Annotated in this window: 17 protein-coding genes, 2 tRNA genes, 2 rRNA genes and 1 pseudogene (1 of these 22 only partly in view); 8 read left to right on the forward strand and 14 right to left on the reverse strand. The window is 65.7% G+C overall.

Going from position 1 to position 19,455, the window contains the following annotated elements:
* Positions 1-36: 36 nt before the first annotated feature.
* Genes ASD47_RS08010 through ASD47_RS08020 form a run of 3 tightly spaced genes read right to left on the reverse strand, consistent with a single transcriptional unit; the run spans position 37 to position 1,631 of the window.
* Positions 37-723, reverse strand: coding sequence for a GNAT family N-acetyltransferase (locus tag ASD47_RS08010; protein ID WP_056754133.1), 687 nt, complete (start codon positions 721-723; stop codon positions 37-39).
* Positions 720-998, reverse strand: coding sequence for a hypothetical protein (locus ASD47_RS08015; protein WP_056754137.1), 279 nt, complete (start codon positions 996-998; stop codon positions 720-722). Before ASD47_RS08015 ends, ASD47_RS08010 begins: the two co-directional genes overlap by 4 nt.
* A gap of 18 nt (positions 999-1,016) precedes the next feature.
* Complete coding sequence (locus ASD47_RS08020) at positions 1,017-1,631, reverse strand: TetR/AcrR family transcriptional regulator (RefSeq protein WP_056754138.1); 615 nt, start codon at positions 1,629-1,631, stop codon at positions 1,017-1,019.
* Positions 1,632-1,700: 69 nt separating this feature from the next.
* Between ASD47_RS08020 and ASD47_RS08025 the strand changes: the two genes are divergently transcribed.
* A complete protein-coding gene (locus tag ASD47_RS08025) occupies positions 1,701-2,969 on the forward strand; it encodes an MFS transporter (protein ID WP_056754141.1) in 1,269 nt (422 codons plus the stop codon).
* Here the strand turns inward: ASD47_RS08025 and ASD47_RS08030 are convergent.
* The 4 genes from ASD47_RS08030 to ASD47_RS08045 form a co-directional block, all read right to left on the reverse strand.
* Positions 2,966-3,388 carry a type II toxin-antitoxin system VapC family toxin gene (locus ASD47_RS08030; protein WP_056754144.1) on the reverse strand — a complete coding sequence of 141 codons (423 nt, stop codon included), beginning with the start codon at positions 3,386-3,388 and terminating at the stop codon, positions 2,966-2,968. The two genes, ASD47_RS08025 and ASD47_RS08030, sit on opposite strands and share 4 nt — an antisense overlap.
* Complete coding sequence (locus ASD47_RS08035; protein ID WP_056754148.1) at positions 3,388-3,666, reverse strand: type II toxin-antitoxin system Phd/YefM family antitoxin; 279 nt, start codon at positions 3,664-3,666, stop codon at positions 3,388-3,390. The genes ASD47_RS08030 and ASD47_RS08035 overlap by 1 nt, the downstream gene beginning before the upstream one ends.
* Before the next feature lie 89 nt (positions 3,667-3,755).
* Entirely contained in the window at positions 3,756-3,965 is a 210-nt protein-coding gene (locus tag ASD47_RS08040) for a DUF3126 family protein (protein WP_028041048.1), read from the reverse strand.
* Between the two features lie 51 nt (positions 3,966-4,016).
* Positions 4,017-4,970, reverse strand: a complete 954-nt coding sequence (locus ASD47_RS08045; RefSeq protein ID WP_056754151.1) for a LysR substrate-binding domain-containing protein — start codon at positions 4,968-4,970, stop codon at positions 4,017-4,019.
* A 312-nt stretch (positions 4,971-5,282) separates the two neighbouring features.
* On the opposite strand from ASD47_RS08045, the gene ASD47_RS08050 reads away from it, so the two are divergent.
* Positions 5,283-5,864, forward strand: a complete 582-nt coding sequence (locus ASD47_RS08050; protein ID WP_056754162.1) for a hypothetical protein — start codon at positions 5,283-5,285, stop codon at positions 5,862-5,864.
* Between the two features lie 17 nt (positions 5,865-5,881).
* Here ASD47_RS08050 and ASD47_RS08055 read toward each other — a convergent pair whose 3' ends face one another.
* Positions 5,882-8,800: a pitrilysin family protein gene (locus ASD47_RS08055; protein WP_056754165.1), complete on the reverse strand. Its 2,919-nt coding sequence runs from the start codon at positions 8,798-8,800 to the stop codon at positions 5,882-5,884.
* Positions 8,801-9,002: 202 nt separating this feature from the next.
* Positions 9,003-9,521: an NADAR family protein gene (locus tag ASD47_RS08060; protein WP_056754172.1), complete on the reverse strand. Its 519-nt coding sequence runs from the start codon at positions 9,519-9,521 to the stop codon at positions 9,003-9,005.
* Positions 9,522-9,889: 368 nt separating this feature from the next.
* Between ASD47_RS08060 and ASD47_RS08065 the strand changes: the two genes are divergently transcribed.
* Positions 9,890-10,438, forward strand: a complete 549-nt coding sequence (locus tag ASD47_RS08065; RefSeq protein WP_235525825.1) for a dihydrofolate reductase family protein — start codon at positions 9,890-9,892, stop codon at positions 10,436-10,438.
* 600 nt (positions 10,439-11,038) lie between these two features.
* Here ASD47_RS08065 and ASD47_RS28165 read toward each other — a convergent pair.
* The 4 genes and pseudogenes from ASD47_RS28165 to hfaA all read right to left on the reverse strand — a co-directional run.
* A pseudogene (locus tag ASD47_RS28165) lies at positions 11,039-11,126 on the reverse strand (hypothetical protein); the annotation flags it as partial.
* A 168-nt stretch (positions 11,127-11,294) separates the two neighbouring features.
* Complete coding sequence (gene hfaD / locus ASD47_RS08070) at positions 11,295-12,485, reverse strand: holdfast anchor protein HfaD (protein WP_056754179.1); 1,191 nt, start codon at positions 12,483-12,485, stop codon at positions 11,295-11,297.
* Positions 12,451-13,464: a holdfast anchoring protein HfaB gene (gene hfaB / locus ASD47_RS08075; protein ID WP_056754182.1), complete on the reverse strand. Its 1,014-nt coding sequence runs from the start codon at positions 13,462-13,464 to the stop codon at positions 12,451-12,453. Before hfaB ends, hfaD begins: the two co-directional genes overlap by 35 nt.
* Positions 13,454-13,930: a holdfast anchoring protein HfaA gene (hfaA, locus tag ASD47_RS08080; RefSeq protein ID WP_156402168.1), complete on the reverse strand. Its 477-nt coding sequence runs from the start codon at positions 13,928-13,930 to the stop codon at positions 13,454-13,456. The genes hfaB and hfaA overlap by 11 nt, the downstream gene beginning before the upstream one ends.
* Before the next feature lie 236 nt (positions 13,931-14,166).
* Here hfaA and ASD47_RS08085 point away from each other — a divergent pair, with 236 nt between their 5' ends.
* Positions 14,167-14,598 carry a CBS domain-containing protein gene (locus ASD47_RS08085; protein ID WP_056754185.1) on the forward strand — a complete coding sequence of 144 codons (432 nt, stop codon included), beginning with the start codon at positions 14,167-14,169 and terminating at the stop codon, positions 14,596-14,598.
* A 70-nt stretch (positions 14,599-14,668) separates the two neighbouring features.
* On the opposite strand, the gene ASD47_RS08090 is transcribed toward ASD47_RS08085, so the two are convergent.
* Positions 14,669-15,109, reverse strand: a complete 441-nt coding sequence (locus ASD47_RS08090) for an Rrf2 family transcriptional regulator (RefSeq protein WP_056754187.1) — start codon at positions 15,107-15,109, stop codon at positions 14,669-14,671.
* Between the two features lie 1,047 nt (positions 15,110-16,156).
* On the opposite strand from ASD47_RS08090, the gene ASD47_RS08100 reads away from it, so the two are divergent.
* The 4 genes from ASD47_RS08100 to ASD47_RS08115 all read left to right on the forward strand — a co-directional run.
* A 16S ribosomal RNA gene (locus ASD47_RS08100) occupies positions 16,157-17,642 on the forward strand.
* 173 nt (positions 17,643-17,815) lie between these two features.
* A tRNA-Ile gene (locus ASD47_RS08105) sits at positions 17,816-17,892 on the forward strand.
* A gap of 68 nt (positions 17,893-17,960) precedes the next feature.
* Positions 17,961-18,036, forward strand: a tRNA-Ala gene (locus ASD47_RS08110).
* 249 nt (positions 18,037-18,285) lie between these two features.
* Positions 18,286-19,455, forward strand: a 23S ribosomal RNA gene (locus ASD47_RS08115) (it continues 1,619 nt past the right edge of the window).
* The 16S and 23S rRNA genes sit together here with 2 tRNA genes alongside, the layout of an rRNA operon.

Consider the following 19,455-nt stretch of genomic DNA (forward strand, 5'->3'; position numbering starts at 1 on the left):
TCCATCTGGGTCCCGGCATTCGCCGGGATGAGCGGCCTATTGGGGCGCCAGCATCGTCAGCACCTGCTCGCAGCGAAACCGGAACCCCAGCGCCTCGTACAGCGCGATGGCACCGGCGTTGTCGGCGAAGCTGTGCAGGAACGGCGTTTCGCCGCGGTCGACGATTCTGCCGGCCACGTGCAGCATCAGCGTCGCCGCATAGCCCTTGCCGCGATGGTCGGGATGGGCGCAGACGCCGCTGACCTCGGTGAAGCCTTCGGGCTGGAGGCGCTCGCCGGCCATGGCCACGAGTTGGCCGTCGACCTTCACCCCGACGAAATCGCCCAGTTCGTGGGTGCGCGAGAAGAACGGACCCGGCGCGGTCAGGGCGGCCAGGGCCACCATCTGCGGCGAGTCGGCGTCGCCCAGGGGCTGGATCTCGAAGTCCACGGGCTTGGGCCGGGCCAGGGTCTGGGCGACCATCTGGTTGAGCACCGCGCGCTTGGTGACCTGCGTCCCCGGGACCGGCGGAAGGTCGAACCGCTCCACGATCCCGACCTCGCCGGGATGGGCCTGGACCAGCCGGCCCAGGGCGGCCAGGCTTTCGGGCGCGTGGTCGGCCGTCGCGGCGAAGATGCCGAAGTCGGGATGGACGCGAAACGCGCCGCCGTCGACCCGGGCCACATGCGCCTGGCGGGTGGTGAAGGCGTTCCAGATCACGCGGTCGAGCGGGTGGTCGGTCATGGGAAGCGCAACTCCAAGAGCCGTCGCGCTATCGACAGCAGCGCCGTGCGATCATCAACGGGATCCACACCCAGATCATCCTCGATCTGGACGAGCGTATCGACGGTCCCCTCGGCGCCGCCGGTGTCGATAGCCGCCATAACCTTGGGGAGATAGGAATCGTACTCGTCCGATAGGTTAGGATTGCTGCCGACCTGCAGCGGATCCCAATCGGCGAATAGCACCTGCCGAATGCGCTCGATGCGCTGGCGAACAACCTTGCGATCTATGCTCATGCTCGCCCTCCCCACAACTCATCGGCAATAGACCTCGATCAGCGCCTTCACCGCCCCGACCACGGCCAGGGCCGGCTTGTCGTCGTCGTCGAACATCTGGCTGGAGGTGAACACCCCTTCGACCAGCAGCATCATCGCGTCGCCCAGGGCGCCGGGGTCGGACGCGCCCATCTGCGCCGCCTTGGCTCGCAGCCGCGCGCGCAGGTCCTGCTTGTGGCCCTGGGCCACGGCGCGGCCGGCATGGTCGCGGTCGGGGTATTCGACCACGGCGTTGCTGAGCGCACAGCCGCGATAGTCCGCCCCGCCGGACCGCGCCGCCAGGCCTTCGAAATAGGCGACCATCTGGGCCTTGGGATCGTCGGGGAACGCCGTCTCGGCCGACTCGAACCGCTCCCAGAACCCGGCCTCGACCTCGCGCAGCACGGCGGCCACCAGGTCGTCCTTGGACTTGAAGCTGCGATAGAGGCTGGGCTTGGTCACGCCCGCCTTGGTGACGATCTCGTCCACCCCGACCGCCCGGATGCCTTCGCGATAGAACAGGTCGCGCGCGGTCTCGAAGATCCGCTCGGCCGCGCGCGGTCCGGGGCCGTAGGGCAGGTGGTGCTCGGGGGTTTTTTCGTCGAACTTCGTCATGGCGCTTGACGATGTTACTTACCGGTACGTATGCAGGGCGACAAGCCCCGTACCGATCGGTTACATCGCATGATCCTCACGCTTCGCCGCACCCTCGGAAACCGCTACGCCTTCGTCGTCGCGGCGGCCACGTTTCTTGCTCTTTTATCTGCCGCAGGCCTCAGGGCGGCGCCGGGCGTCCTGATCCTTCCGCTGGAAAAGGCCTTCCACTGGGACCGGGGCACGATCTCGCTGGCCGCCGGGATCGGCATCTTCCTCTACGGCCTGACCGGGCCGTTCGCGGCGGCGCTGATGCAATCGTTCGGCGTGCGCCGCACGATCAGCCTGGCCCTGCTGCTGATGGCGGTGTCGACGGGGCTGTCGGCCTTCATGACCCAGAGCTGGCAGTACGTGGCCACCTGGGGCGTGATGGCCGGCGTCGGCAGCGGGGCGGTGGCCATGGTGCTGGGCGCGACCATCGTCAATCGCTGGTTCGTCCAGCGGCGAGGCCTGATGCTGGGCCTGCTGACGGCGGCGACGGCGACCGGCTCGCTGGTCTTCCTGCCGGCCATGGCCTGGATCGCCGATCACGGCGGCTGGCGGCCGGTGGTGCTGACCGTGGCCGCCGTCGCCGCGATCATGGCCCCGATCTGCTGGCTACTGATCCCCGAGAGCCCCGACGCCATCGGCCAGCGCCCGTTCGGCGCGCCCGAGGACTGGACCCCGCCGCCCAAGGGCTCGGCCTCCAACGCCCTGGCCGCGGCGTTCGGCGCCCTGCACCGGGCCAGCAAGACCCGCACCTTCTGGCTGCTGTTCGGCGGCTTCTTCATCTGCGGCCTGACCACCAACGGCCTGATCGGCGTGCACATGATCGCCTTCTGCGGCGACCGCGGCCTGCCCGAGGTCAAGGCCGCCGGCCTGCTGGCGTTGATGGGCCTGTTCGACCTGTTCGGCACCACGGCGTCGGGCTGGCTGACCGACCGCTACGACCCGCGCAAGCTGCTGTTCATGTACTACGCCCTGCGCGGGCTCTCGCTGATCTACCTGCCGTTCTCGGATTTCTCGATCATGAGCCTATCGGTGTTCGCGGTGTTCTACGGGCTGGACTGGATCGCCACCGTGCCGCCGACCGTGCGCCTGGCGACCGAGGCGTTCGGCGACCGTGACGGGCCCATCGTGTTCGGCTGGATCGGAGCGGGCCACCAGCTGGGCGCGGCGACGGCGGCGATCGGCGCGGGCGTGATCCGCGCCCAGCAGGGTCAGTACCTGCAGGCGTTCGTCATCGCCGGCCTGGCCGGCCTGCTGGCGGCGGGGGCGTCGCTGATGGTGCGGCGGTCGTTGGTGGTGGGTGCGGCCTAGAGCGCTTTGTCCCAGGGGTTGAACACCGTCCCGCCCCAGGTCTCGAAATCGCGGACGTTGCGCGTCACCAAGGTCAGGCCATGGACCTCGGCCGTCGCCGCGATGAAGGCGTCGACCGCGGGCATCGTGCGCCGGGCGTTCTCGGCCGCTCGCCGAATGCGCGCCTGGGCCATGGCGACCTCGGCGTCGACCGGCAGCAGCCGGCCGTCAAAATCGACGATCACGGCGCCGAGCCACTGGCGCAGGCCATCGGCCTTTCGACCGTCCGGGCGCCTTTCGATACCGTAGCTGGCCTCGGCGAGGCTCATCACGCTCACGAACAGCGTCGAGAGGGGCTGGGCTTCCAGCCATCGGGTGACGGCTGGGTGCGGGACGAGCTTGGTGGAGTCCGACAGGACGTTGGTGTCGAGCAGGAACATCAGAACTCGATCACCCGCCCCTGATCCGGGTCGCGGGTGAACAGTTCGGCATGCTCGTCGTCGGTCAGAAGCCGGAAGCGGGGATCAAGCCAGGCCGGCGGCCGCTTGGGGACGCCGTCGCCGGCTTCGACCAGGCGACGGTATTCCTCGGCGGACAGCACGACGGCGGCGTCCTTGCCGTTCTTGGTCAGGTGCTGCGGGCCCTGGGTCTTGGCCCGCTCGACCACTTCGCTCAGCTTGGCCTTCGCATCGGCCAGGCTCCAGGTTCCGTCGGGCATGACGCCCTCCCATGACCACTTCGACCGAAAGATAGTCAAAGTGGTCATTTTTGCCAAGCGGCAGGGATGCAAGCGGCAGGGAGGCTGTCCTAGCCTTCCAGGTCTTCGGCCAGGATCGCCATCTCGAACATGAACGAGCCGTCCTCGTCCTCGTCCTGGAAGACGACGCCGATGAACTCGCCCTTCACCTCGACCTCGGCGGAGTCCTTCTGCTTGGGGCGGGCCTTGAGGGCGATGTGCGGGTTGCCGAAGGTGCGCTTCAGATGGCCTTCGAGCTTGGCGATGGTGGCGGCGTCCATGACGGCTCCTGATATCGGTGGGGCGCGCGGGGCGCGGGGGATCGGCGGAAACTAGAGGGCTGGACGCGAAAGTGTAAGGGGTTTTGCGGCGCCGGGCTCGACCATCTGTTGAGAACCGGGCGGGGCCGGGGTCGCCGCGCCCTGGGCGACCAGCCAGTCGCGGAACCGCCGGGCCGCCCGGCTGGCCCGGCCCCGGGGCGTCAGGGCGCAGACCTCGGCCTGGCCTGGGACCAGGCCCAGCGGCGCGACGAGGCGACCGGCGGCCAGGTCGTTTTCCACGAAGGCGAAGGGGCTGAGGGCCACGCCCAGGCCGGCGGCGGCGGCCTCCAGCATGTAGAAATAGTGGTCGAACTCGCGGTTCACCGCCGCCGGCGGCAGGACCAGGCCGGCCGCGGCCTCCCACTCGGCCCAGCTTTCCAGGAAGGTGCGGGTGTGCAGCCGGGGCAGGCCGGCGAGGCTCTCCAGGTCGTGCACCTGGGCGGCCAGGCCGGGCGAGGCCACGGGGCCGACGGCGTGCTTGAGGAAGGGGGCGACGTCGGCGTCGGGGGAGGGCGGGGCGCCCGGCAGGCGCATGCGGATGACCAGGTCGACGCCGTCGGCGCGGAAGTCGAACGGTCCGTTGGACTCGACGATCCGCACCGGGATCTCGGGATGGGCGGCCACGAAGCCGGGCAGGCGCGGGATCAGCCACTTGATGGCGAAGGTCGGCAGGCACGAGACCACCAGCGTCCCGTCGCCGGCCGGCTGGGGCAGGGCGGCTTCGATCTGGTCCAGCGCCTGGGTCAGGGCGCGGGCGAGGGTCAGGCCGGTCTCGGTCAGGGCCAGGCGGTTGCGCGGCCCCTCGGTCAGGGCGACGCCGAGATGGTCTTCCAGCTGCCGGATCTGGCGGCTGATCGCCCCGTGGGTGACGCACAGCTCGTCGGCGGCCAGGGTCATCCGCCCGCGCCGGCCGAACGCCTCGAAAGCGCGCAGGGCGTTGAGCGGCGGAAGCGAGCGGGCGGCCATGTGACGAAACCTCACAGATGTCCGCTGATAAGTCGTTATCGTGGCGCGAGCAAGCCGGAGATAACCGCCAGCATGAAGCCCGCGCCGCCCGCCGCTGTCACCCTCGCCCAATGGCTGGCCGTGTTGGCGATCTGGGGGCTTGCGGCGTACGGGGCCTGCGCGCCGCCGACGCCGGCGGCTCCCGCGCCGATCCGCCTGGCCGCCTGTCGCTGACCCCTTCGGAAGGGAAGGGAAGCTGGACAGTCGAGGAACGAGATGGAAGTCTGACCTCGACGTAGGCGGACCGCGCGCGGGCCGCGTGGGGGCGGGATCATGATCAAGCTGGGCGTGACGATCGCCGCGGGGGCGTGCCTGTTCGCGACAGCGGCCGCCGCCGGGCCGTGCGAGACCCAAGGCGATAAGTCCAGCCGCCCGGTCAAACTCGACTACAAGGCGGATCCCACGGGCTATACGGTCTGGGCCTTCGCGCTTGACCGCGTTCTCACCGAACCCGCCCTGGCGTCCGCCAGAGAGGAGATCGGCTGCACGCGGGCGCAGTTCCAGGTCGGCGGAGAGGCGTACACGCTGGGCGGTGAGAACGGCCAGAGCCTTCTGCGCCGTGCGATCCCTGTCTCGCCGGACAAGCCCGTGCTCGTCCTGGTTCCGGTGCAGAACATGACCGGGGCGTTCGGCCCCGGGTTCGGCGGGGCGCGGCCGGTGTCTGGGCGGACCTACGCGCTGGTCGCGGTGGACGCGCGCGCAGCGACCGCCGTCCGGCTGTACAGCAAGATTCCCACGGACGAGGTCCTGGTGCGTGACCTGACGCGGGTGATCGAGACCGGCGGGCAACCCTTCGCCCGCAAGGCGCGGCCCGACGGCGAGGTGGCGATCGTGCTGTCCCCGAGCGTCGACTGACGCGCCGCGGTCAGGCCCTACTTCCCCTCCGGCTTGACGATCATCGTCCACGACTTGTCATCGCCCAGGAAGGCCTTGGCGGCGTTCTGGACGTCGGCGACCGTCACGCGCTGCAGGCCGGCCAGCACCGAGCGGGTGGCGGTGAGCAGGCGCGGGTCGGTCTGGGCGCCGGACAACGCGCCCAGCCAGTACTCGTTGGTCTCGCGGGCCTTTTCGATCTGGTCGATGCGCGGCTTCTTGGCCCGTTCCAGCTCGTCGGCGGTGACCGGCTTGTCGCGCAGGTCGGCGGCGATCTGGCGGATGGTGGCGATCACCCCGTCGATCTTGTCGGGCGGGGTCTCGACGCTGACCGCCAGGTAGCCCCAGCCGGTGAAGGCCACGCTGGCCGAGGCCGAGGCCGAGGGCGAATAGGTCGCCCCCTGCTTCTCGCGCAGCTCGTCGGTCAGCCGAAGCTGCATCACCTGGGCCAGGACCTGGGTGTTGCGGGCTCGCTGCAGGTCGCTGAACAGGTCATCGGTCTTCCAGGCGATGAACAGCTGGCCCTGGTCGGCCCGGCCCTTGTGAGTGCGCACGACCGGGGTCCGCGAGGGGGCGGGGAAGGGCGCCTTCTCGGCCCCGGCCGGGGCCGGGACGTCGGCCCTAGCCGGCAGGGCGCCGAAGGTCTGGGCCACCGCCGCCACGGCCTTGTCGACCGTGATGTCGCCGACGATCACCACCTCGATGGAGTCGGCGGCGAGGGGGCCGGACACCGCGCTCTTCAACTGCTCCAGCGACGCGCCGGCGATCTGCTGGCGGCTGGGGAAGGTCCAGCGGCCGTCGCCGCCGTGCAGCAGCCCGCCCAGGTCGCGGCTCATCACCCCGCCCGGCGTGCTCTCCAGCTGGTCGTGGATCGTGCCGTAATAGGTCTTGATGCGGTTGAAGGCCTCGGGCCGCCAGCCGCCCTCCGTGGCGTAGGCCGCCAGCACCTGCAGCTCGGTGTCCAGGTCCTCGGGGCGGGTGCGGCCCGACAGGCTGAAGGCGTCGTCCTCGACCCCCAGGCCGGCGTTCCACACCTTGCCGTTCAGCACCCGCTCCATGTCCTGGGTGCTGATCTGCTTGAGCCCGCCCTCGATATAGGCCGAACCGGCCCACAGCGGGCTCTGGCTAGCCGGCGGCAGGTCCAACAGGCCGTGGCCGACCCGGGCCTTCACCAGGATCTGGTCGTCGCGGAACTTGGTCGGCTTGACCGTCAGGCGCACGCCGTTGGCGAAGCGCACGAACACGGTGTCCAGGTCGGCGACCTCCGTCTGCGAGGCCACCGCGCCCTTCGGCCCGAAGGTCGCATAGGGCCAGGCGGTGACGCCCGGCGCGGCCGGGGCGGCGACCGGAACCTTGGCCGAGGCGGCGTAGGCGTCGGTGACGGCCTTTTCCGCACCGTCGATCGCCGTCGGAGTCGGGATGACGATCAGCGGACCGGAGCCGGCGAACTGGGTCTTGAGCAGGGCCGAGACCTTGTCGGCGGTCAGGCCTTTCGTGGCCTCGTCGAACACCGCCAGGTTCTGCGACGGACTGGTGACCACCTCGCGGTCGTCCAGCGTGCCGACGATGGCGCCGGCCAGGGCCGTGGTGCGCTGGGTGGCCTCGCCGGCCGCGGCGGCCACGAAGCCGGCCCGCATGGCGGCGATCTCGCGATCCAGTTCGTCCTGGCGCACGCCGTACTGGACGATGCGGCGCTGTTCCTGCTCGAGCGCCGTCAGGGCCTCGTTCCAGTGGCCCGGCTGGGCGGTGGCCGCCAGGGTGGTGATCTGCGCGGCGTGCTCCTGGTCGTTCTGCATGGCCACGGCGACGATGAACGGCGGGGCGTCCGAGCGGGTCAGCACCTGCAGTCGGCGGTTCAACACCGCGAAGCCCAGCGCCTTGACCAGCTCCTCCTGGTCCTTGGCGCGGGTCTCCAGCTCCAGGTCGGGCGGCAGGACCCAGGCCATCTGGACCGAGGTCTGGGCGCCGGGCTCGACCAGCACCTTGGCGGTCAGGCCGCGCTTGGCCACGGGACCCAGGTCGGGCCTGACGCCGGCCGGGCCGACGGTCTTCCAGTCGCCGAACTTGGCCTTGATCTTGGCCTCCATGGCGTCGACGTCGAAGTCGCCCACGGCCACGACCACGGCGTTCTCGGGCCGATACCAGGCCTGGTAGAAGTCGCGGATGCGCTGGGCCGGGGCGGTCCTGAGGATCTCGGTCTTGCCGATCGGCAGGCGCTGCGGCGGCCGCTGGCCCTGCAGCTGGAAGCCGAAGGTGTTGACGAACACCCGATAGCCGGGGCTGTCGCGGGTGCGCTCCTCAGACAGCACCACGCCGCGCTCGCGGTCGACCGCGTCGGGGGCGATGGTCAGCTCGCCGGCCGCTTCGCGCAGCAGCATCAGCGAGGTGTCGACCGTGTCGTCGTCGGTCTTGGGCAGGTCCAGCTGGTAGGTGGTCTCGCTGAAATTGGTCGAGGCGTTGGTGTCGGCGCCGAACGACAGGCCGTGGCGCTCGAGAATCTTGATCATGTCGCCTTCGGGCACGTTCTTCGACCCGTTGAACGCCATGTGCTCGAGGAAGTGGGCCAGGCCCTGCTGCTCGTCGGTCTCGTCCAGCGAGCCGGCGTCGAACCACAGGCGCAGGGCGGCCTGGCCGGGCGGGGTGGCGTTCTTCTGGATCGCGTAGCGCAGGCCGTTGGGCAGCACGCCGAACCGCACCCGCGGATCGGGCGCGACGTCCGACACCGCCTGCGGCCACTGGCCAGGCTTGACCAGGTCGATGGTCGGCACGCCCGACGTTCTTGCCGGCGTGGCGGGAGCCTTGGTCGACGGCGCGGCGGCCTGGTCGTTTCCGCCGGACTTCGGGTGGGACAGGGTCGCGCAGGCGGAGAGGCTGAGCCCGGCCGAGAGAACGAGCGCCAGGCGCGAAACGCGGATCATGTGCGACCTTGAAGTAGAGCGTTGAAGGTCGCGCACCTTGGCCAAACCGCGTGGCGCAAGCAAGGCGTCGGTGGGGCGGAACGGTCACGCTTCGATGTCGGGCTCGCGATAGAGAGGCGGCCTGGCGTGGTCCGTCGCGGAGGCGTTCGTGAGTTGCTGGATGGCCGCCGCCTGAGAGCCTAAGCGGACTTGGACCAGCCTGCTAGCCGAGCGCGGATCGCACCTTCGTCAGGATGCGTCCCAGCAGATTGCCGCCCTTCCATTCGGCCGGTGAATGTACGGAAGGATCGTCGATCGCCAAGCCTACGCCCCAGATCCAGTCTCGCGGATTTGCCTCAACGAGCATGGCGGCGCCTGTCGACTTGAGTTGGCGGGCCGCGCCCGCGTTCTGGCTGAATTTTGCGAGGTTGCCCTGATAGACGAAGCTGACTTTCCAGCGATCCCAAATATCCTGATGGAAACCTTGGACGTTCTGGCCAAAGCGCTTCTGCTCGTCCGGATTATCCGTCGCCAAGATCGCGTTCGCGGCGCCGTCGTCGCCGAATAGTCGCGCCTTCGAAAACATCATCCATTGCTCAGCAGTGACGACGGTCAGTCCGTCGATCTGGAACGACGTCGGATGCCACTGACTGAACACGCCTTTGATGAAGGGGTGGAAGCTATCGAAGTGCTCGGGCGCCGGTAGGTCGGCCTCAAAGATCGAAGGCGCATCGTGGGTCATCTCGCCATATGACCTCAGATGAGGCGCCGTTCCACCGTCGCCGCCGGTCGTGGAGCCAGCTGATGGGTCTGGCGGGAACCGCGGTCCCCGCATCGGCGCCAGGAACACCTCCCCGGCGCCGGTCGGAACATCGGGGCGCCTTGCGGAGGGGGCTTCCCGAGCCGACACAAGCTTTCTGCCGCCGTTTAAACGCCTTGGACGGCCGGACCAAACCCGTCGGCTCAAGCAGGGTTCGGCCCTTCTGAGACAGGGCGGTGTCCAAAATCCGTATTCGGGATGTCGGCGTCAGCGTCGCTCGAGCGTCCTGGGGAACATCAAAGACCAGCCGCCGAGCAAGGGAGATAAAAGTGCCTGCATCAGTGCTCTTCATGTCCATGTCGCTGGACGGGTATATCGCGGGGCCCAACGATGAAGTGGGCAATCCCGGCGGCGACGACTTCATGCGGTTGCACGCGTGGTACGGGGATTTTTCCCGCCCCGCCGGACCGGTCGGACAGCTTTGGGACGAATGGAACGCGCCCGGTGCGATCCTGGCGGGTCGGCGAACCGTGGAGCAGGTCGATCACTGGGGCGGTGACAATCGAGGTGTCCCGATCTTCGTACCCAGTCACCGGCCGCCCGGGCCATCCGTCGCCAACTATCCGTTGGTCAAATATGTGAGCGACGGGATCGTGAGCGCCATGGCGCAGGCGAAGGCCGCCGCCGGGAACCGGGACGTGTTGATGCTTGGCGCGTATACGGCGCAACGGGCGCTGGAAGCCGGCGTGCTCGACGAACTGCAAATCCACCAGGTTCCAGTCCTGTTCGGATCTGGCCGCCGACTGTTCGACGTCTTGCCGTCGCGCGTCGAGTTGGAGATCGTTCGGGTGATCGACACGCCCGAGGCCACGCACATCCGCTACCGCGTCCGCCGCTGAGCGCCGGTGGAGACCGGTCGGCGGACGGGGGATCCATCGGGGACACGCCCTTGCGGCGTGTCCCCGGGTCTAGCAGGGGGGGCAGGCGGTTGGGGACACGCCGCAAGGGCGCGTCCCCGGTCGTGCGCTTATCCTTGGCCTATCGGCGACAGACACGAGCGATTTCAACGCCCTGAACTTTCTCGACCTAACTTATCCTCACCCCTCCAGACCGCCCTTATCCTGACCTCACCTCGTCGCATGGAAAGGGCGCATGGCCAGCGACCGATGCGGCGGCGGGGGGCGATCGAGCGGGAAGCTTTGTCGGCGGTCCTTTTGGGACCAAACCTCGCGTCTCTGGAGCCGGTCGGGCCTGGAACACAAAAACGACGTGGCGCGAGGGCTGGCGGAGCAACAGGCGGGCGGTGACGCGCTCGCGGTCCGGGACCGGGGTTCGTTGACCTGGCCCGCCCGTCGGAGGCTTCAAGGCGGCGAGGCCCTAACAGGGTTCAGCGCCGCTGCGCTTCCGGATAACGACCGCGCGGAGCGATCGGGCTTCGTCGAAACGGTATTCATTTTCAAACTCCGGACGATGTCCGGCGCTCCGCGTCCCTTTCCATNAACGACCGCGCGGAGCGATCGGGCTTCGTCGAAACGGTATTCATTTTCAAACTCCGGACGATGTCCGGCGCTCCGCGTCCCTTTCCATCAGCTCAGCGAGAGACCGCGTGAGGCGGCGACCACTTGCCCCCACCTGACCGCTTCGCGGTCTGTCGCGGCGAGGGGGCGGAGCCTTCGCACCGGAGCGCTCTTCCCCCTCTGGGGGAAGACGACCGCGAAGCGGTCCGTAGGGGGCAGGGGCGTGAGCCGTGAGGCCCTAGTTGGTCACCGAGAACGTGGCGTTGTTGCCGGTGGCGGTCGAGACGCCCACGACGGCGCGGCCGGAATTGCGGACCGTCACGGTCGAGCGGGCGCTGACGTCGACATTGTTGGACTGGCTGTTGGTGGCGCTCATCGTGCCGCTGCACAGGTTGCAGGCGTAGCCGCTGACCGCGTTGCCGATCGCCGTGGCGCTGGCCCCGGCGTCATAGCCGGTATTGCCCTCGAAGCTGGCGATCACCTCGACCCCGCCGCCGTCGTTGACCTGGACATTGTCGAGCACCAGGCCCGGGCCGTTGGCGTTGCTGGCCATGGCCGAGTTGCCGACGCCGTAGGCCGTGGCCTGGGCGCCCCCGAACTCGTAGGAGGTCGCCTCGGCCTGGGCCCGCACATAGGCGGTGTTGTACTGGTGGCTGGCCACGTCCAGCAGCGTGCCTTCGTTGGCGGCGTTCAGGTTGTTGCCCGAGGCGGTCGCGGCCGTCGTCGTCAGGTTGCTGTTGCCATAGGCCGTGAACTTGGTGGCCGTGACATTGGCCGCGCCGTTGTTCTGGTCGGTGATCACCCGGGCGGCCGACTGGTCGGCGCCGGTCAGGTCGATGTTGTTGCCCGCGGCGGTGCCGGCCACGACCGCGGTCCCGGCCACGTAGTGCAGGATCGCCCCGCCGTCGGCGGCGACGTCGGCCTGGTTGTTCTGGCTGACCCGCGCGCCCATCGACCCGTTGACCATCAGCAGGCCCTGGCTGTTGCCGGCCGCCTGGCTGGTCTCGATGACGTCGCCGGCCTGGGCGGTCTCGCCCTCGATCTGGCTGCGGGCGGTGACCGCGCCGGTGTTGGTCTGGACCATGAAGCCGCTCAGCGTGCCATAGGCCGCCGTGGCCGTGCCGCTGTTGCCGACCGCCGTGGTGGCGATGTTGCTGGACGCGCCCATGGAGCCTGAGGCGTTGACCACGCCGTGGGCCGTGACCGCGCCTTGGTTGACCTGGTTGGAGGTCAGGGCGGCGTCCGCGCCGACCACCGTCGCGCCGAAGGTGTTGGCCCCGGCGGTGGTGGTGGCGGTGACGCCCTCGTCGGCGGTGACGACGTCCAGCGTCTGGTCGGCGAACAGGGCGCCCAGGTTCAACTGGTCGTTCGAGCCCTGGACGGGAACGGTCTGGCTAGTAGCGGCCCCGACGGCCAGCATCGCCCACATCGGGATCGCTGCGATCGTTCCAGCGAGACGGGTCTTCGCGGGTCTGCGCATTGTTGGTTCCCAGGTTGTTGTAGGCGGGCACGAAGGCCCCGGTCGCGCCGACGGTGTTGGCGGCGTAGGGGTCGAACTGCATGCAGCTTTGCGGACCCGGCATGCCGTAGAGGTTGGCGCTCATCTCGATGGTGGCCCGCTCGATCAGCGAGCGCACCGCCAGTTGCATCGGCTCCAGCGCGCCGCGGCCCGCCGAGATGTCGAAGATGTTGCCGTTCAGGAAGTCGAAGACCCCGGCGCTGATCTCGCGGCCGACCACCTGCTTCTGGTAGGAGATCACGTCGACCACCTCCAGCGTGCGGGTGTTGATCAGCCGCAGGTCCAGGGCGATGTTCATCACGAACACCCGGCGGCGGAAATTGCCCTTCAGCCCGTCGGTGTCCTTGTCGCCCACATAGGCGTCCACGCCCGCCGAGCGGATGTTGTAGTTCAGCTCGGTGATGCCGCCGGCCACGTAGAAGTCCGAACCCGGCACCTGGCCCGCCAGGATGCGACGGTACTCGGCCGGCACGTCGGCGCCCGGCTTGGGATTGTCGGAGATCAGCTTGTTGTTGGCGTACTTCAGCTCGTACTCCGACACCGAGGTGTCGAAGCGCTCGACCATCGGCATGCCGGCCTTGGCGAAGGCGGTCATGGCCAGCAGCGAGGCGCCCTGGGTGACCTTGCGGCCCGACCCGTCGGACTCCTCCTTGCCGGTGTAGTCGGCGATGCGGCCGATGGCGACGCGTGGCGCCACCACGTGGTTGGCGCGGGCGTACTGCGCCAGGCAAACCAGGCCCGCCGTGTAGGGCGTGGGGTTGGCGGTCACCGGCGCCCCGCCGATCGGAGTGGCGTAGTTGCCATCCATCATCGGCTTGGGGACGCCGCCGCAGGCGCTGAGCACGGCGCAGGCGCCGGCCAGCAGAAGGTTGAGGCGCTTACTGGCCATTTCCCGATTTCCCGACGTTCGTTCCGGCGCTGATATTGCCGTTGTTGATCTGGTTGGAGTTGACGATCACCGTGTTGTTGTTGCCCTGGGTGACGACCGTCAGATTGTTGCCGATCGCCGTGGAGCTCCCCCAGCCCCCCATGGCGCCGACGCCCGAATAGCTGTCCAGCGATCCCGACGACCGGCTGGACGAATAGACGCTCTGGTCGGCGCCGGTCAGCATGACCCCGTCGACGATGACCCGGTTGCCGTTGGCGTCGCGGGTCGAATACTCGACGACGTGGTTCTCCGAACCCGCCACGCGGCCATAGCCGGCGTTGAACGCGGCGGAGTTGGTGTCCAGGCTCTGGGCCCCGGCCGGGCTGGACAGCACCAGGCCGGTCGCGGCGGCGGCCAGGGCCAGAACGGCCGCGCCGATCGCCAGCGGGCGCCCGGCGCCCGGCAGATTCTTCTCGTTCGCAGCCATCAGAAACCTCGTGAACGCCGACGCGTCCGACAGCTAGCAACCCCCGTGCCAATATCGGACAGCGCTGGGTTTAACTCCGAAGGTCTCGCGATTTGGTTAAGTTCTCCGGCGCGAGGGCCACTTTGACGCGCGGAGAATAAATGCGGCCCGTTCGCGCTCTGGGCGATCCAGCCCATTGATAAGCAGGTCGCTTTGCGAGACCCTGCTTAGAAATAAGTGTCAGGGAGGATTAAGCGTTGCTGGTTTCTCAGATCCTGAAGGACAAGGGCGACCTGGTCTTCACCGCCTCGCCCCACGAGACGGTCGGCGCGGCCGCGGCCCTTCTGCACACCCGGCGCGTGGGGGCCATGGTCGTGCTCGAGGAGGACGAGACGATCGCCGGTATCCTGTCCGAACGCGACATCGTACGGGTGATCGCCGAGGGCGGCGCGGCCGCCCTGTCCAAGCCGATCTCCACCTGCATGACCCGCGACGTGGTCTTCGCCCAGCCGGAAGAGACGGTCGACGCCCTGCTCGCCCGGATGACCGACCGCCGGATCCGCCACCTCCCCGTCTGCAAGGGCAAGCGGCTGGCCGGCATCATCTCGATCGGCGACCTGGTGAAGTACAAGATCAGTGAAGCCCAGGCCGAGGCCGAAGGACTGAAGGCCTATATCGCGGCCGGCTGAGGCGGCGTTTCGGGCGGCCCTGGCGGTCGCCCGCCCACTCTATATATGGCGCCTCTCTATAGCGTGCGGATCAGGCGGCCGGTTCGCCCAGCAGTTCGGCGCCCGAGCCGGCCACGGCGTTGGCCAGGCTGTAGCCCTCCAGAACCGTCGCCGTGGCGTCGCGAGCCCGCAGCAGGGCCTCGCGCAGGGCGCAGGTCGCCAGGTCGCGGCAGTCCTCGCAGCGGCGAAAGGCCGTGCGGCTGACGCAAGGGGTCAGGGCCAACGGCCCGTCGACCAGGCGGATGATCTCGGCGAAGCTGATCGCGGCGGGATCGCGTCCCAGCAGATAGCCCCCGAACTTGCCGCGCCGGCTGGTGACCAGGCCCTGGCGTGACAGTGTAAGAAGTATGGCCTCCAGGAATTTGCGCGGCGCGTCGGCGCGGACCGCCAGCTCGCCGGCGGTGACCTGTCCGTTCTCTCGGGCCAGTTCGATCATGGCGCGCAGGGCGTAGCGCGCTTTCTGGGACAACATGGACGCGGGGCCTCCTCTTGCAGAGGTCTATGAAGCCAGGGGAGGGGATGGCGCAAGCACCGTCGCCGCGACAGATTGCGCGGCGTTGCCGGACGCCGTCCAAAACCATTCACAGATCCACACACAGCCAAAGCGAGGCGTGCGGTTGATCGCGTCGCTTTTGCGGTTGCGACTCCCCGGGGCGGTGGCTACACACCGCCCTCGCTTCGGGGCCAAGGCCCGCCGGACGAATTCAGGCCTTCGGGCCTTGCATTCGGACAGGCGGATCGTTAGGTTCCGCAGCTTCAATCGACTCGGTGACGAATTTGCGAAGACCCCGTCTTCAAGGGCTTCGTCGCCGCGCTTTTGTCCTTCGAAGCGGCTTCGGCCAGCTCATCGACGAAAGTGAAAAAGCCGGTTGACAGGGACGGGTGGCTTCAATAGAAACCGCCCTCCCGGAAGTAACGGAAGCAAGTTCGCAAGAACTTCGGAAGTTTCTTCTCCAGTCATCTGAGGTTTCTTGGAAATCTTTGCTTGACTGGATTGGTGGTTTTCTTTAGAGAGCTGCCACGGTTTACTGGGAATGGCTTTGGTTGTTTCTGGTGGATTGGNAGTCATCTGAGGTTTCTTGGAAATCTTTGCTTGACTGGATTGGTGGTTTTCTTTAGAGAGCTGCCACGGTTTACTGGGAATGGCTTTGGTTGTTTCTGGTGGATTGGTTCGGACGGTTTTGAAAAAAACGGTTTGACACGGAATTCGAGGTTGGATAGATAGCCGCCTCCGCCGACATCGGGCGCTAAACGATGGGCTCCTCGGGAGAGGGGTTCGGGTCTTTGACATTGTTGATTTGGAAAGAGAAACGCAGGCGGCGGCGCTCTGGCGATGACCTCACGGGTCATCTCGATGCGCTGACAATTGCGGTCTCTTGAAGACACCATGAATATCATGGACCGGAAGCTTCGGCTTTCGATCTATCGATGTGATTGGGAACTCGTCAAGAAACTATGCAAACCAGAACCGGATCGTGGGTTTTCCCCCATGGTCTGAAGTCTGTGTTAGCGGTCAACTCAACCTGAGAGTTTGATCCTGGCTCAGAGCGAACGCTGGCGGCAGGCCTAACACATGCAAGTCGAACGGATCCTTCGGGATTAGTGGCGGACGGGTGAGTAACACGTGGGAACGTGCCCTTTGGTTCGGAACAACTCAGGGAAACTTGAGCTAATACCGGATGTGCCCTTCGGGGGAAAGATTTATCGCCATTGGAGCGGCCCGCGTAGGATTAGCTAGTTGGTGGGGTAAAGGCCCACCAAGGCTACGATCCTTAGCTGGTCTGAGAGGATGATCAGCCACATTGGGACTGAGACACGGCCCAAACTCCTACGGGAGGCAGCAGTGGGGAATCTTGCGCAATGGGCGAAAGCCTGACGCAGCCATGCCGCGTGAATGATGAAGGTCTTAGGATTGTAAAATTCTTTCACCGGGGACGATAATGACGGTACCCGGAGAAGAAGCCCCGGCTAACTTCGTGCCAGCAGCCGCGGTAATACGAAGGGGGCTAGCGTTGCTCGGAATTACTGGGCGTAAAGGGAGCGTAGGCGGATAGTTTAGTCAGAGGTGAAAGCCCAGGGCTCAACCTTGGAATTGCCTTTGATACTGGCTATCTTGAGTACGGAAGAGGTATGTGGAACTCCGAGTGTAGAGGTGAAATTCGTAGATATTCGGAAGAACACCAGTGGCGAAGGCGACATACTGGTCCGTTACTGACGCTGAGGCTCGAAAGCGTGGGGAGCAAACAGGATTAGATACCCTGGTAGTCCACGCTGTAAACGATGAGTGCTAGTTGTCGGCAGGCATGCCTGTCGGTGACGCAGCTAACGCATTAAGCACTCCGCCTGGGGAGTACGGTCGCAAGATTAAAACTCAAAGGAATTGACGGGGGCCCGCACAAGCGGTGGAGCATGTGGTTTAATTCGAAGCAACGCGCAGAACCTTACCACCTTTTGACATGCCCGGACCGCCGCAGAGATGCGGCTTTCCCTTCGGGGACTGGGACACAGGTGCTGCATGGCTGTCGTCAGCTCGTGTCGTGAGATGTTGGGTTAAGTCCCGCAACGAGCGCAACCCTCGCTATTAGTTGCCATCAGGTTTGGCTGGGCACTCTAATAGTACTGCCGAAGTTAATTCGGAGGAAGGTGGGGATGACGTCAAGTCCTCATGGCCCTTACAAGGTGGGCTACACACGTGCTACAATGGCGACTACAGAGGGCTGCAATCCCGCGAGGGGGAGCCAATCCCTAAAAGTCGTCTCAGTTCGGATTGCACTCTGCAACTCGAGTGCATGAAGTTGGAATCGCTAGTAATCGCGGATCAGCATGCCGCGGTGAATACGTTCCCGGGCCTTGTACACACCGCCCGTCACACCATGGGAGTTGGCTTTACCCGAAGGCGCTGCGCTAACTCGCAAGAGAGGCAGGCGACCACGGTAGGGTCAGCGACTGGGGTGAAGTCGTAACAAGGTAGCCGTAGGGGAACCTGCGGCTGGATCACCTCCTTTCTAAGGATGTTCCTCCAGCTTCGGCTATTGGAACACCGATTATATACAGTGAGCGGATCGCCGCCGTCTTCGTTTCTCTTTCCACTCCTCGTCAGCCGCTCAAGGCCGTCGAGGCGATCGCGAGCCCAGGAGCGGTTCTGACCTCTTTGGTCAGGCTGATCTGTGTGGCCTATGGGCCCGTAGCTCAGTTGGTTAGAGCGCACGCTTGATAAGCGTGAGGTCATAAGTTCAAGTCTTATCGGGCCTACCACTCTCTCCAACAGCACCAGGATCACCGACCCAGCTCTCCTGGGCTTAAGCAACTCACACCGAGTGTGAGGGGCCATAGCTCAGTTGGTAGAGCGCCTGCTTTGCAAGCAGGATGTCGTCGGTTCGAATCCGTCTGGCTCCACCATCTTCTCATCCGGAGAGGGTGGTAACGCGATCGAGGATTGATCAAGTTTGCAGTCGCGACTGTTGCCTCCATGAGGCATGCGCGATCTGTGATAATGACATCGTGAAGGTAGGGTTCACCCGCCGACAGCATCTCACCCTTGGGATGCTTGAGGTTTTAGGGCGGACTTTGAAGAAGACATCAAATGTCTGACTGTAAAGCGCATGCCGCAGCTCCCTAGAGCTGTAGCGCATGGGTTTTGCTGAGAACGATCAAGCGCATAAGGGCTTCTGACGGATGCCTTGGCATTGAGAGGCGATGAAGGACGTGGCACGCTGCGATAAGAGCCGGGGAGGCGCGAGCACCCTTTGATCCGGCTATCTCCGAATGGGGAAACCCACCTTAATGACCATTCCACTTTGCTTCAGCTTCGGCTGGAGCGGTAGTGGTGTGGTTGTGACAGGTATAATGGGCTGAATACATAGGCTCCATTAAGCAAACCCGGGGAACTGAAACATCTCAGTACCCGGAGGAAAGGACATCAACCGAGACTCCCGTAGTAGTGGCGAGCGAACCGGGACCAGGCCAGTGCTGTCGTGACATAAAGCTGAACGACTTGGAAAGGTCGGCCATAGTGGGTGATAGCCCCGTAAGCGTCAAATAGCGACAGACTCGAGTAGGGCGGGACACGTGAAATCCTGTCTGAACATGGGGGGACCACCCTCCAAGCCTAAGTACTCCTCAATGACCGATAGCGAACAAGTACCGTGAGGGAAAGGTGAAAAGCACCCCGACAAGGGGAGTGAAACAGATCCTGAAATCGGAAGCCTACAAGCAGTCGGAGCCACCGCGCGTGGTGACGGCGTACCTTTTGTATAATGGGTCAGCGACTTCATGTGCCGTGCAAGCTTAAGCCGTTAGGTGTAGGCGCAGCGAAAGCGAGTCTGAATAGGGCGAATAAGTACGTCGCATGACGACCCGAAACCAGGTGATCTATCCATGAGCAGGTTGAAGGTAAGGTAACACTTACTGGAGGACCGAACCGGTGAATGTTGAAAAATTCTCGGATGACTTGTGGATAGGGGTGAAAGGCCAATCAAACCTGGACATAGCTGGTTCTCCGCGAAAACTATTTAGGTAGTGCCTCAGACGGACTCCTCGGGGGGTAGAGCACTGAATGGATGCGGGGGGAGCGATCTCTACCAATTCTAATCAAACTCCGAATACCCGAGAGAGATATCTGGGAGACACACGGCGGGTGCTAACGTCCGTCGTGAAAAGGGAAACAACCCTAACCATCATCTAAGGCCCCCAAGTTCTGGCTAAGTGGGAAACGATGTGGGTTTGCTTTGACAACCAGGATGTTGGCTTAGAAGCAGCCATCATTTAAAGAAAGCGTAACAGCTCACTGGTCAAGCGAACCTGCGCGGAAAATGTAAC

The organism is Caulobacter sp. Root1472 (assembly GCF_001426985.1).
GTDB lineage: Bacteria > Pseudomonadota > Alphaproteobacteria > Caulobacterales > Caulobacteraceae > Caulobacter > Caulobacter rhizosphaerae.